Raw genomic sequence first — 14,278 nt, 5'->3', positions numbered from 1 at the left:
TCGGTAAGTCGTGTTGAATCAAAACATCATTTGTTCAACATGCTTGCGATACATATTCACTTGAGCATATTTTATTGAAAAGAAGGTGTATGTTTTGGCACAAAGAAAGAAAAGAACAACCAATTCAAGAAGAAAAACTACAGCTAAAAAGAGAAATACAAAGAAAAAAAAAAATGAAGCGCCATTGCGCTATATAGCAGCAATCATTACTGTAGTACTTGTTGTTCTAGGTGCCTTCCAATTAGGGATAATAGGAAGAGTGATTGATACATTTTTCAACTATTTATTCGGTTACAGCAGATATTTAACATATATTTTAGTCATTCTTGCTTCCGGCTTTTTAGCTTATAACGGCAGATTGCCTAAAACGAGAAGATTAACAGGATCAATTGTACTTCAATTTGCATTGTTATTTGCGACACAATTGTATTTAGTGTTTTCAAAAGGTGCGGTTGGAGATAGAGAACCTGTGATTTCGTATGTGTATCGTCAATATGATAAAACACATTTCCCTAACTTCGGCGGCGGTATTTTAGGCTATTACTTAGTACATTTTTCAATACCGCTCGTTTCTATTGTCGGTGTGGTTGTATTTACAGTGATTCTGTTTATTTCAAGTTTTATTTTATTATCTAAACGCCGTCACAGAGATATGGCAAAAGTATTATTAGAGAACTTGAAATCAGGCAGTGAACAAGCAGCAGTACATAGAAAAGAAAGAAAAGCACGCCAAGCTGAGCGTAAAGAAGAAAAACGCCGCCAAAAAGAAGAACAAGCAGCAGAACGTGCAGCGCAACAAGAAGAAGTTAAAGATGTCAGTGATTTCACAGAGGTGCCGATACCTGAAGAAGAAAAACAAGACAGTGCTATTCCGATCTTCGGAGATGAGCCGAAAGATAAGAAAACAAGTGCACCAAAATCACAAAGCAATCATGAACCAGAACAAGCAGAGGCAGCACCAAGAAAACGACCTAAACGTCAATTGGTTGAACAAAGCAATGACAGTGCTGATTCAAAAGCATCATCTGATGCGATGGGTTCTATTTCTGATGCGGGCGAAGTTGAAAACTCAGATTATCAATTACCGCCGCTTTCTATTTTGAACACACCAACGAAACAAAAAACAACATCACGTACTGAAGTTCAAAAGAAAGGCCGCTTGTTAGAAAATACATTGAAAAATTTCAATGTGAATGCGAAAGTCACACAAATTAAAATCGGGCCGGCTGTTACGCAATATGAAGTACAGCCTGCACAAGGTGTCAAAGTCAGCAAGATTGTCAATCTGCATAATGATATTGCGTTGGCTTTAGCAGCCAAAGACGTACGTATCGAAGCGCCGATTCCAGGCCGTTCAGCTGTAGGTATTGAAGTACCGAATGATAAAATCTCACTAGTATCGCTAAAAGAGGTTCTAGACGAGAAATTCCCTTCTAAGAATAAATTAGAAGTAGGTTTGGGTAGAGATATATCAGGCGAACCCATCAGTGTGGAATTAAACAAGATGCCGCACTTGCTTGTGGCAGGTTCTACAGGGAGCGGTAAATCCGTTTGTATCAACGGTATTATCACGAGTATTTTGCTGAATGCGAAGCCGCATGAAGTAAAACTCATGCTTATTGATCCAAAAATGGTAGAATTGAATGTATATAATGGTATTCCGCATTTATTAATACCTGTAGTTACTAATCCGCATAAGGCATCACAAGCATTAGAAAAAATTGTTTCAGAAATGGAACGCCGTTATGATTTATTCCAACACACAGGTACAAGAAACATCGAAGGTTACAATGACTATATGAAACGTCAAAATGAAGAACTGGATGAAAAGCAATCATTATTGCCGTATATTGTAGTGATTGTGGATGAGTTGGCAGACTTGATGATGGTTGCCGGAAAAGATGTGGAAAATGCAATACAGCGTATTACACAAATGGCACGTGCTGCCGGTATTCATTTAATCATCGCAACACAAAGACCTTCAGTCGATGTCATTACTGGTTTGATTAAAAACAACATTCCATCAAGAATTGCCTTTGCGGTCAGCTCGCAAACAGACTCGCGTACAATTATCGATAGAGGCGGCGCTGAGAAATTGCTTGGTAAAGGGGATATGTTGTACTTCGGCAACGGAGGTTCAATTCAAACACGTATTCAAGGTGCCTTCTTAAGCGACCAGGAAGTTCAAAATGTCGTTAACTTTGTCATTGATCAGCAAAAAGCTAATTACGTTAAGGAAATGGAACCTGGTACGACACCAGAAGGTACTGAGAAGAAAAGTGAAGACCCGCTTTATGATGAAGCGTATCTCTTTGTTGTGGAACAGCAAAAAGCGAGTACCTCTTTATTACAACGTCAATTCAGAATCGGGTATAATAGAGCATCGCGTCTCATGGATGACTTAGAAAACAATCAAGTAATCGGACCGCAGCGCGGAAGCAAGCCGCGTCAAGTATTAGTAGATTTAGAAAATGGTGAGGTGTAATGATGACAAATACGAATTCAATATACAGAATTAAAGAATGGATTTTAAGTGAAATCGAGTCAGGCAGATTGAACCCGGGTGATCCTGTTCCTAGTACTTTATCTATCGCTAGAGAAGTGAATGCGAAAACAGATGATGTATATGATGCAGTGGATGAACTTATTACGGAGCAAGTCTTAACGCAGAGCTTTGAAGCGCAAGCCAGCGTTAAGGAGCCTCAGCCGTTTTTCTATCCGTTGGACAAATTATTAAGCATCAGCAAAATGATTGAAAATGAGGGCTTTAAAGCGGGTACTATTTTTATGAACTTGGACCAGCAGCCTGCAACGCAACATGATCGCAAGGCGCTCAGCTTAAATGAAGGCGAGTATGTGACGATTATTGAAAGAATCAGAACGGCTGACGGCAGTCCGGTGGTGTATTGTTTAGATAAAGTTGCGACAAGCTATTTAACTTGTGCAGCGTTTCAAGAGCATGATGAGTCCATCTTGACTGCCATTAAGGCCTTTGCTGATATAAAGATTGCGTATTCTGAAACAGAGATTGAATCGGTCAGTTATGAACCTAAAGTGTCTGAAGCATTAGAATCAGCACCTAACGAAGCACTGATGTTATTAAGACAAGTGCATTATGATCATCTTAATCGACCGATTCTTTACTCGTTTAATTATTTCAAGAGTGAAGTGGTCAAATTCAAAGCAATACGCAAAACTGAAGAAGAATAAGGAAGGTGTGATAGTTTGAGCCAACAAAATAATAAAACAGAACCTCGTATCAAAGTAATGCCGACAGATAAATTCAAGACTACAATTATCACTTTTAAATTTATGGCACCCTTAGATGAAACTACGATGACAGCACGCTCATTATTGAGCAAACTGCTCGTAAGAGCAACAAAACAGTGGCCGACAGATAAGGCGTTTAATCGCAAACTATCAGAATTGTACGGTGCATATGTTAATAGCTTTGTGACGAAATTCAAAGATAAGCATGTCATTACCATCACATTAGAACTTGTGAATGAGCGCTATCTGAAACATAAAGATCCGTTATTTGATGAAGGCTTAGATTTACTGCAAGAAATCTTGTATCACCCATTAGTAGAAAATAACGGTTTTAACGAAACATTTGTAACACAAGAAAAGACATTATTGAAAAAGAAATTAGAAGCTATCAATGATAATAAAGCACAACTTGCATTTTTAAAACTCATGAAAAATATGTTTGGAGATCAGCCATATAGTTATTTAGCATCAGGTTTAATTGAACATATTCCAGCTGTAACACCTGAATTGTTATATCATACATACCAATCCATGCTAGAAAATGACGATTGTGCAGTTTACGTAGTAGGTAATGTTGATACAGAAGAAGTAACAGAAAAAATCAAACAGTTATTCGATATTAAACCTTTAAAACAAGTTTCATCTGTTATTCAAGCACAATGTGCTGAAAGCGAATTACCGCAAACAATTATCGAACATGATGAAATCGATCAGGCTAAGTTGAATATCGGCTACCGTTTTAAAACGTATTATGGTCAACCAGGCTACTATACGTTTGTTGTATTAAATACTATGTTCGGCGGAGATCCGTCATCTGTGTTATTCAACGAAATCCGCGAAAAACAAAGTTTAGCCTATTCTGTACATTCGCAAATTGATGGTAAAAACGGCTATATGTTCGTATTAAGCGGTGTAGCTGCAGATAAATACGAAGTTGCGAAAGATACGATTTTGGCTGAATTTGAAAAATTCCAACGCGGCGAATTCAGTGAAGAAAAATTAGAACTTGCGAAGAAGATTCTGATTTCTCAACGTAATGAATCTCAAGACAGACCAAAAAGTATGGTAGAAATTGCACATAACCAAATCTTGCTTCCTGAGGACTTAACGAACGGTAATTATGGTCAAAAAATCCAAGATGTAACTAAGGAAGAGGTTATCGAACTTGCAAAAAGTGCCATCCTAGATACGATTTATGTGTTGACGAAGGAGGATGAAGCAGAATGAAGAAGCAGTATTATGAACTAATAGATGAAACAGTATATGAGTCGCAAATGGATAACGGCTTGAAAGTATTTATAATTCCGAAGCCGGGTTTTCAGAAAACGTTTGTTACATATACAACACAATTCGGTTCATTAGATAGTAGATTCAAGCCTTTAGGCAGCGATGAATTTGTGACGGTTCCGGATGGAGTCGCACACTTTTTAGAACATAAGTTATTCGAAAAAGAAGAAGGCGACTTATTTACAGAGTTCGCAGAAGATAATGCACAAGTCAATGCGTTTACAAGTTTTGACCGTACGAGTTATCTTTTCAGCGCCACTTCTAATGTCGAACGCAATATTTTACGTTTAATGAAAATGGTAGAAACACCTTATTTCTCTGAAGCGACAGTAGAAAAAGAAAAAGGAATCATCGCAGAAGAAATCAAGATGTATCAAGAACAACCAGGTTATAAATTGATGTTCAATACATTACGTGCGATGTATGCTGATCATCCTGTTAAAGTGGATATTGCCGGCAGTGTTGAAAGTATTTATAAAATCACTAAAGATGATTTGTATTTATGTTATGAAACGTTCTACCATCCTTCAAATATGGTCATGTTCGTGGTCGGCAATGTAGACCCTGAAAGTATCAATACATTGATAACAGAACATGAAGCGAAACGAGAATTGACAGCACAACCTGAAATTGTAAGAGATAGTTTAGCTGAGGCGGAAGCTGTTCAGCAAAGCAAGGTTGTTGAAGAAATGAACATTCAAATACCAAGATTGATGCTTGGTTTTAAAAACGTTCCAAAAGAAGGCTCTCAAGAAGCGTATATGAAACGTGATTTGGAAATGACGTTCTTCTTTGAAATGGTATTAGGCGAAGAAACTGACTTCTATCAAAATTTGCTGAATGACGGCTTGATTGATGATACATTCGGTTACCAATTTGTCTTGGAACCATCTTATAGTTTCTCGCTCATCACAAGTTCAACACCAGACCCAAGTCAGCTGAAACGTTTATTGCTGGATGAACTGAAAACAAAAGCAGGTCATTTAACAGATGAAGAAGCTTTTGAGTTATTGAAAAAACAATTTATCGGAGAATTCATTTCTAGTTTGAATTCACCTGAATATATTGCCAATCAATATACTAAATTATATTTTGAAGGTGTCAGCCTATTTAATATGTTAGATATCGTTGACAGCATTACATTAGATAGTATTAACGAAGCATCTGTAGCCAGCTTGAACTTCGATCAGATTGCGGACAGCAGATTGGAGATTAAGAAGTAAATGAAAGCATTGGTTTTAGGCGGTTCTGGTTCCATCGGTTCAGCGATTGTCCGTCAATTGCTGGATGATGGGCATGAAGTCATTGTGCATTATAACAAGACATCTTTAAAGGAACTTAAGCAGCAATATCAAAATGAAAATGTCTCTTTTGTGCAAGCAGATTTAGCTGCTGAGATAGACATCGAAGCGCATTTCTCTTTCATCCACAATTTAGATATTTTGATTTATGCGGCAGGACAAAGTTTATATGGTATGTTTCAAGATATGTCATCTGACCAAATAGATACTTGTTATCGCTTGAATGTTAAGAATATGATGCTTGCAACACGTTATTTTCTTGACCAGCTCAGAGCGAGCGAGAGCGGTCGTATCCTGTTGATTTCATCGATTTGGGGAGAAACGGGTGCAAGCATGGAAACGGTGTATTCAGCAATGAAAGCGGCACAAATCGGCTTTGTCAAAGCATTGAGCCAAGAGCTTGCGATGACATCTATTACGGTCAATGCTGTCACGCCCGGTATGGTCAGCGGCAATATGGCTGATGCATTCGAACCGTCTGAATTAGCCGCAATTATTGATGAACTGCCGCAGCATAGAATGGTGTCGCCTGAAGAAGTGGCTTATGCATGTGCTTATTTATATAATCAGAAGGCACAAAGTGTGACAGGTACTGTTCAAAAAGTAAACGGCGGCTGGTATATTTAGTGATTGTTATGCGTATTCATATCCCTATAGATAATGTATAATGTAATTACTTTCATTCATAATTAAGAACGGATGTTACATTCTTGTTTCTGATGAATACTATATGTTGTTGAACTAAGGGGCGTGTAAAACATGATAGCACCAGAAAGAAAAATTGAATGGTATTTAGAGTATGAAATTACATTTAACAGAGCAGGACTCTTAGGGGATGTTTCGAGTCTCCTAGGTATGATGGGGATTAGTATTGTGACGATTAATGGTGTCGACCAAAATCGCCGCGGTTTATTAATTCGTGCAGACAGTTTAGATAAAATGCGTCGTTTTGAAGATATTGTTAATCAAATTGATGAAATATCAATTACAAAAATGCGCAAACCGGAATTGCGCGATCGCTTAGCTGTCAGACATGGCCGCTATATCAAGCAAGATGCCGATGATAAAAAAACATTCCGATTCGAGCGTGAAGACTTAGGTCTGCTGGTTGATTTTATGGCAGAAATCTTTAAAGAAGATGGCCATAAATTAATCGGTATCCGCGGTATGCCGCGCGTCGGCAAAACCGAATCGATTGTAGCCGGCAGTGTTTGTGCGCATAAGCGCTGGTTGTTTATCAGTTCTACATTGATTAAACAAACTGTACGCAATTCGTTATTAAAAGGCGAATACGGACCGGAACATGTATATATTATCGATGGTGCAGTAACTGCACGAGAAAATGATCCGAAACACCGAGAATTAGTAGATGAAGTAATGGCTTTGCCTGCAATCAAGGTGGTAGAACATCCGGATTTATTTGTGGAATCTTGCGACTATCAGCTCGATGATTTTGATTACATTATCGAGTTAAGAGAAACAGAAGATCAAGAGATTAAATATGAACATATGAAACAACAGACAGTTAAGAGCAAGAATAACTTGAATTTAGGAAATGACTTTGGTGATTTCGGCGGGGGATTCGGATTTTTTGAATAATGTTTCAAGGAGTGTAAACATATGAGCAGTACAATCGGACAGACGTTAAAAGGAAAAAGAGAACGCTTAGGTATGACATTAAATGAGTTGGAATCAAAAACAAAAGTTAAAAGAGAAACTTTGACGCTTATTGAAAATAATGATTTTGATGCACTTACCAATCCCAATTATGCAGAAGGGATTATCTCTAAATATGCCAAAGCAGTGAATACTGATGCGTCTATCCTGATTAAAAATCATCAAGAAGAATTGCCGAACTCGACTGACAGCTTATATGATGACACGATTGAGCAATTCAGTAGTTCTAATCCGCCGGATTATAAAACGCAAAGCAGTGATTCTAAACAGCTGGTGATTTGGCTGTCTGGGTTTATTGTTGCGACTTTGGCAATATGGGTAGCAGCAGTATTCTTAATATAATATAGCAAGAAAAGAGGAAATGTTTATGAATCTGCCCAATCAGATAACAATCTTCAGGGTAATTTTAATTCCGTTATTGATTCTTTTCGCTTTAGTCGATTTCGGCTTCGGGAAAATGTCATTTATCGGAGGACACTCCATTCGCATCGAATTCTTTATCAGCGGCATTATTTTTATTGTGGCTTCATTAAGCGACTTTGCGGATGGCTACTTAGCAAGAAAATGGAACTTAGTAACCAATATGGGGAAATTCTTAGACCCGCTTGCTGACAAACTTTTAGTTGCCAGTGCATTAATTGTTTTAGTGCAATTAGATTTAACCAACTCAGTTGTAGCAATTATTATTATTGCACGTGAGTTTGCGGTAACAGGTTTACGCTTGCTTCAAATTGAGCAAGGGTTTGTCAGTGCAGCAGGACAGCTGGGTAAAATCAAAACAGCCGTTACAATGGTTGCGTTAGTTTGGATTTTATTAGGCGAACCATTAGTAAATTGGATTGGTTTCCCAATCGGACAAGTTTTATTATACATCGGTGTATTCTTTACTGTACTTTCAGGTATTGAATACTTCTATAAAGGCCGAGATGTCTTTAAAAAACAAGCATAAGATTGATGATATAGGGTGGTGCAATACAGTTGAACGTTCAGTGCATATGAGTTCACAAATAACTGTGTTTGTGCCACCCTTATATTTGTATATAACAAATGAAAACATGACGTGATATAAACGGAGGAAGTTTTATGAAAATTTCTATAGTAGCAGTAGGATCAGAACTCTTATTAGGTCAAATACTTAATACCAATGCCAAATTCTTATCACAGTTATTCAACGGTGTAGGTTTGAATGTAACGGAACAAGCAGTAATCGGTGATAATGAAGCACGATTGGAACGCTTATTGCGCCAAACATTAGAAGAGAATGATACTGTCGTGATGACAGGGGGTTTAGGGCCAACAAAAGATGACTTGACCAAACATACGGTTGCGAAAGTTTTAGGGAAATCACTTGTGACTGATGCGACAGCATTAGAGTATATTGAAGAATATTTTAAAGAACAAAAGCAAGAAATGAGTGAAAATAATAAACAGCAAGCACTAGTAATTGAAGGTGCAACGGTCTTACCGAACAAAGTCGGCATGGCACCAGGGATGTTAGTTGAACAAGACGGCAAACGTATTGTCTTAATGCCGGGACCGCCTAAAGAAATGGAGCCGATGGCAGAAGAAGAGTTACTGCCGCTGTTAATGGAAGAGAAAGGTACGATATTCTCAGAACAGCTTAAGTTTGCGGGTATCGGCGAGTCCAGAGTCGAGACAGAATTGCTGGATTTAATCGATAACCAATCGAATCCGACGATTGCGCCTTTAGCAGGACCGCATGAGGTTAAAATACGTGTCACTGCTAGCGGCGACAACGAAGCAGAGTGCAAAGCATTAATTGCGCCGGTCAGAGAAGCTATATTAAATCGTATCGGCAATTATTATTTCGGTTCTGATGACATAACAATAGAACAAGCAGCTTTAGAAAAAGTCCCTGGTACATTTGCGATTTATGATGGTGTGACTTCAGGCGAAGTATACTCCAATTTAAAAGAAGATGACGAAGCGGATAAATTAAAAGGCATGCTGATTGATGATCCGGTATTTGTGGATGCTGATCAAGCTTTTGAAGCGCGATTGAAATCAGGTGCACAGCAAGTCAAAGAACTTTATCAAACAGATATCGGTATTGCACTCTTGCACCATGAAGATGAAGTTTATCTTGGTGTATTGACTCAAGATGATTTTAAAGTAGAAGAATTTACTATGACCCAAAAAAGAAAATTAATTAAGCATAGAACGCCGAATTATGTCTACATTCGATTAATAAATATGTTTTCTTAAGGGTAATAGAGTAATAAATGTAATTATATAGGTACGGGTGTTCGGTCTAATGTGAGGTTATTGTTAAAATAAGCGAACAAATATTCGTTTATTCCTTGTAATTTAAATCGGAACACTGTATAGTATTAATTAAGATAATTTGGAGATTACATCTCGAATAGGAGGCCAGACATTGGATAATGAACGTCAAAAAGCGCTAGATACTGTCATTAAAAATATGGAGAAATCGTTTGGTAAAGGTGCCGTAATGAAATTGGGCGATAACAAAGCTCGCCGTGTTTCAAGTGTATCAAGCGGTTCAGTTACACTAGATAATGCATTAGGAGTAGGCGGCTACCCTAAAGGAAGAATTGTAGAAATTTACGGACCAGAAAGTTCTGGTAAAACAACAGTTGCTTTGCATGCAATTGCGGAAGTACAAAAACAAGGCGGCGTAGCGGCATTTATTGATGCTGAGCACGCATTAGACCCTGTATACGCTGAAGCATTAGGTGTAGATATCGATAACCTTTATTTATCTCAACCTGACCACGGGGAACAAGGTTTAGAGATTGCGGAAGCATTCGTACGAAGCGGTGCAGTAGACATTATTGTTGTCGACTCAGTTGCTGCGTTAACACCTAAAGCTGAAATCGAAGGTGAAATGGGAGATACACACGTTGGTTTGCAAGCACGTTTAATGTCTCAAGCATTGCGTAAACTTTCAGGTGCCATTTCAAAATCAAACTGTACAGCAATCTTCATCAACCAAATCCGTGAAAAAGTTGGCGTTATGTTCGGTAATCCAGAAACAACTCCTGGTGGTCGCGCATTGAAATTCTATAGTTCAGTACGTTTAGAAGTTCGTCGTGCAGAACAATTGAAGCAAGGCCAAGAAATCGTGGGTAACCGTACTAAAATCAAAGTCGTTAAAAACAAAGTTGCACCGCCATTCAGAGTGGCTGAAGTTGACATCATGTACGGCCAAGGTATCTCTAAAGAAGGCGAATTAATCGACTTAGGTGTAGAACATGATATTGTCGATAAATCAGGTGCTTGGTACTCTTACAACGGCGACCGTATGGGCCAAGGTAAAGAAAATGTTAAGAACTACTTGAAAGAACATCCAGAAGTCAAAGAAGACATCGATCACAAGTTAAGACAAAAATTAGGTATCTTTGATGGAGATGTTGAAGAGAAAGAAGAAAAAGAAGCGGATAAAGACGCAAATACAACTTTATTCGATGAAGAATAGATGATTTTTAAACCTGGAAAACAGCTTCCAGGTTTTTCTTTTTGCTTTGTGTAATTATGGTGGTTATGTAAACTATTAGCCTTGACACTGCTCCTGTTTAAAAAGTACAATTGGTATGTATGATTCTTATATTTCTTCATATAATCATATTGAAATCGATATACAAATAAACAAAATCCTAGAAAAAGGAGGTGTTTGTGTGAATTTATTAACCCTCCTACTCATTTTGCTGGGTTGTATTCTAGGAGTTGTTGTAGGGTATATAGCAGCCCAAAAAGTTTTGCACGAGAAACAAGTGCAAGCCAAACAAACTGCAGATGATATAATCAATCAGGCGAACAAAGAAGCAGAGAATCTCAAGAAAGAGAGATTACTAGAGGCTAAAGAAGAAAATCAACGTTTAAAAGAACAAACAGAAAATGAACTTCGAGAAATACGTGGAAATCTTCAAAAACAAGAGGCCCGACTTCTTCAAAAAGAAGATAACTTAGAGCGTAAGTCTGATCTATTAGACAAAAAAGATGAGATTTTAGAGCAAAAAGAATCGAAAATTGAAGAAAAACAACAACAAGTAGATGCAAAAGAGAGTAGTGTTCAATCAATAATAATGAAGCACGAACAAGAATTAGAACGCATCTCCGGTCTCACACGCGATGAAGCGATTAAAGAACAGTTTCAACGTGTTGAAGAAGAACTGTCACAAGATATTGCAGTACTTGTTAAAGAAAAGGAAATTGAAGCAAAAGAAAAAGTCGATAAAACCGCAAAAGAATTATTGGCAACTACAGTTCAGCGTTTAGCAGCTGAACATACTTCAGAGTCAACAGTATCAGTGGTTAACTTGCCTAACGATGAAATGAAAGGACGTATTATTGGTCGTGAGGGCCGTAATATTAGAACTTTAGAAACATTGACGGGTATCGACTTAATTATAGATGACACACCTGAAGCAGTAATCTTATCGGGCTTTGATCCTATTCGACGAGAAATTGCACGCACAGCTTTAGTCAACCTTGTTTCAGACGGTCGGATTCATCCGGGTCGTATTGAAGACATGGTAGAGAAAGCACGTAAAGAAGTAGATGATATTATCCGAGATGCTGGTGAACAAGCTACATTTGAAATCAACGTTCACAACATGCATCCTGACTTAGTTAAAATATTAGGTCGATTGAAATTCAGAACAAGCTATGGCCAAAATGTATTAAAACACTCTATTGAAGTTGCACACTTAACAGGTATGCTGGCAGCTGAATTAGGAGAAGATGTTACATTGGCTAAACGCGCCGGTTTATTGCATGACGTAGGTAAAGCCATTGACCATGAAGTTGAAGGCAGCCATGTAGAAATCGGTGTAGAACTTGCGAAGAAATATCATGAGAATGAAACAGTTATTAATGCGATTCATTCTCATCACGGCGATGTAGAACCAACATCTATTATCTCTATTTTAGTCGCTGCGGCAGATGCTTTATCAGCAGCACGCCCAGGTGCACGTAAAGAGACATTAGAAAATTATATCCGCAGATTAGAACGCTTAGAAGCTTTATCTGAAGGTTATGAAGGTGTTGAAAAAGCATTTGCGATTCAAGCCGGAAGAGAAATCCGCGTGATTGTATCACCGGATGATATTGATGACTTGAAAGCACATCGCTTAGCAAGAGATATCAAAAAACAAATCGAAGATGAATTACAGTATCCAGGACATATCAAAGTGACAGTTGTTCGTGAGACGAGAGCAATTGAATATGCAAAATAATTTTTGAAATGACAGAACCTTGGCTCATAGAGTTCAGGGTTCTTTTTTAGGCTCTATGTCAAATTCGGTTGATGCATAAAATTTGAAATCAAATATTATAGTTACCATAAACTATGTCGCTCAGCTAGTATTGCTTTAATTCCTATGGAATTTAGTATTACTAACTGAGCATTTTTTATTTTAAGCTGCTTTAGGCAATGGGGTATGGAAGCGATGTTTTTTCTTAGCTAATAGCTTGAATTTGATTAGAATTCTATTTCTGAAGTTATAGAAATTTCTGTATCCATAAGCGATTCTTTTTAGTACTTTAATGTTGTTATTTATAGCTTCTATAGGGCCGTTTGAGCGACCAGGATGATTTAATGCATTCATAATTTCTGGTAAAAAATTTCTAAAGCTTTTAAGTACTCTTTTAAGTCCGCCATCAGTATTTCTATCCTTAAGGTATTTAAGAATTTGATGAGTTAATTTATGATTTTCATTGGTCTTTATTGATGTACGAAGCGCATTTACTTTGTCATAGACATCCTTTAACTCTGGGCTTTCACCCAAAATAAAATTTATCATTGATTTTTCTGATTCTAATCCAGGGAAAAGCTTGTTATCTTTATAAAGCGTACTATTCAAGGATTCGGAAGGTTTAAGAATAAGCTTCCAATAATGTTTAAGTTTTCTATAGTATTTGCCATCCTTATGTCTTTTTTCATTCATTATCCTGATACGAACTCTATTGAGTTCTCTATTTAATGCTTGAACAAGGTGAAATCGATCTAAAATGATTTTCGCATTTGGAAATAACTGCTTAAATAAAGAAATATATGGGCTGTACATATCGGTTGTAACTGTTTCAACTCTTTTTCTTACTTCTCTATCAAACCGGATAAAATAAGCAAATAATGCACGCTTTCTACGATCAGGTAAAATATCTACGATTTGATGCGTATCACCATCACAAAATATAAAACTCATTTTACCTACTACATTTTTAACACTTTTGAATTCATCCACCATGATATGTTTGGGCAGTTCATTAAATGGACCTAACTTAACACTATTTGCAGTTTTATTAATATAACGTATTACAGAAGCAGAACTAACATCGTTATCGTAAGCAATGCCTTTGCAAGACCTATTCTCATGGCTTTGATACAGAATATGCAGCGCTAATTTATTACAGAAATTATGATGTTTTTTCACAAAATTCGTCTTTGCTACAAATGATGAATGGCATGAACGACAAAAGAACCTTTGTTTTTTGAGCTCTAAATAACTGGGACTACCTTGAATCTTCATAAGCTTTATCATCGTTTTTCTTTTACCATTCTTTACTATTCTATGGTTTTCATTTACTGCTCCGCATTTTTCACAACAATCTGGTGTGTATGTCAAAGTGCCTTTAAATAGTAAAGTTCTTACCAAGTTAAAGTAAACTTCCTGAACATCATCAGAAAAAGTAATATTTTTCCCTTTATAATCAAGTATTTTTGCTATACAATGTGTCATAAGCGCAATTCCTCTCTTTAT

General features: G+C 37.3%; 12 protein-coding genes. 11 read left to right on the top strand and 1 reads right to left on the bottom strand.

Translation table 11 applies throughout. The annotated features are described in order from the left end of the window. Positions 1–94: 94 nt before the first annotated feature. The 11 genes from MUA90_RS08525 to rny all read left to right on the top strand — a co-directional run bounded on the left by MUA90_RS08525 (position 95) and on the right by rny (position 12,754). On the top strand, positions 95–2,485 hold the full coding sequence (locus MUA90_RS08525) for an FtsK/SpoIIIE family DNA translocase (protein WP_262586303.1): 2,391 nt from the start codon (positions 95–97) through the stop codon (positions 2,483–2,485). A gap of 2 nt (positions 2,486–2,487) precedes the next feature. Further along, complete coding sequence (locus MUA90_RS08520) at positions 2,488–3,210, top strand: GntR family transcriptional regulator (protein WP_114603498.1); 723 nt, start codon at positions 2,488–2,490, stop codon at positions 3,208–3,210. Between the two features lie 57 nt (positions 3,211–3,267). Continuing rightward, complete coding sequence (gene yfmF / locus MUA90_RS08515) at positions 3,268–4,497, top strand: EF-P 5-aminopentanol modification-associated protein YfmF (protein WP_262588824.1); 1,230 nt, start codon at positions 3,268–3,270, stop codon at positions 4,495–4,497. Next, the gene (gene yfmH, locus MUA90_RS08510) at positions 4,494–5,780 is read left to right on the top strand and encodes an EF-P 5-aminopentanol modification-associated protein YfmH (RefSeq protein WP_262586302.1); all 1,287 of its coding nucleotides are present in this window, start codon (positions 4,494–4,496) and stop codon (positions 5,778–5,780) included. The genes yfmF and yfmH overlap by 4 nt, the downstream gene beginning before the upstream one ends. Continuing rightward, positions 5,781–6,485 carry an elongation factor P 5-aminopentanone reductase gene (gene ymfI / locus MUA90_RS08505; RefSeq protein ID WP_262586301.1) on the top strand — a complete coding sequence of 235 codons (705 nt, stop codon included), beginning with the start codon at positions 5,781–5,783 and terminating at the stop codon, positions 6,483–6,485. Positions 6,486–6,617: 132 nt separating this feature from the next. After that, positions 6,618–7,457, top strand: a complete 840-nt coding sequence (locus tag MUA90_RS08500) for a DUF3388 domain-containing protein (protein WP_114603462.1) — start codon at positions 6,618–6,620, stop codon at positions 7,455–7,457. 21 nt (positions 7,458–7,478) lie between these two features. Further along, positions 7,479–7,877, top strand: coding sequence for a helix-turn-helix domain-containing protein (locus tag MUA90_RS08495; protein ID WP_114603461.1), 399 nt, complete (start codon positions 7,479–7,481; stop codon positions 7,875–7,877). A 25-nt stretch (positions 7,878–7,902) separates the two neighbouring features. Next, the gene (pgsA, locus tag MUA90_RS08490; protein WP_105992935.1) at positions 7,903–8,484 is read left to right on the top strand and encodes a CDP-diacylglycerol--glycerol-3-phosphate 3-phosphatidyltransferase; all 582 of its coding nucleotides are present in this window, start codon (positions 7,903–7,905) and stop codon (positions 8,482–8,484) included. 134 nt (positions 8,485–8,618) lie between these two features. Continuing rightward, entirely contained in the window at positions 8,619–9,761 is a 1,143-nt protein-coding gene (locus tag MUA90_RS08485) for a CinA family nicotinamide mononucleotide deamidase-related protein (RefSeq protein ID WP_262586299.1), read from the top strand. A gap of 172 nt (positions 9,762–9,933) precedes the next feature. Beyond that, on the top strand, positions 9,934–10,995 hold the full coding sequence (gene recA, locus MUA90_RS08480; protein ID WP_105992933.1) for a recombinase RecA: 1,062 nt from the start codon (positions 9,934–9,936) through the stop codon (positions 10,993–10,995). A 199-nt stretch (positions 10,996–11,194) separates the two neighbouring features. Then, positions 11,195–12,754: a ribonuclease Y gene (gene rny, locus MUA90_RS08475; RefSeq protein WP_262586298.1), complete on the top strand. Its 1,560-nt coding sequence runs from the start codon at positions 11,195–11,197 to the stop codon at positions 12,752–12,754. A 180-nt stretch (positions 12,755–12,934) separates the two neighbouring features. Here the strand turns inward: rny and MUA90_RS08470 are convergent, their stop codons facing one another. Then, positions 12,935–14,257 (bottom strand): ISL3 family transposase, encoded by a 1,323-nt coding sequence (locus MUA90_RS08470; RefSeq protein WP_262586296.1) that lies wholly within the window; start codon positions 14,255–14,257, stop codon positions 12,935–12,937. Positions 14,258–14,278: the final 21 nt, after the last annotated feature.

It is taken from the genome of Staphylococcus sp. IVB6181 (assembly GCF_025561445.1).
Lineage (GTDB): Bacteria > Bacillota > Bacilli > Staphylococcales > Staphylococcaceae > Staphylococcus > Staphylococcus simulans_B.
The sequence above is the reverse complement of the archived record's forward strand: the minus strand, read 5'-3'. Positions and strand labels throughout refer to the sequence as shown.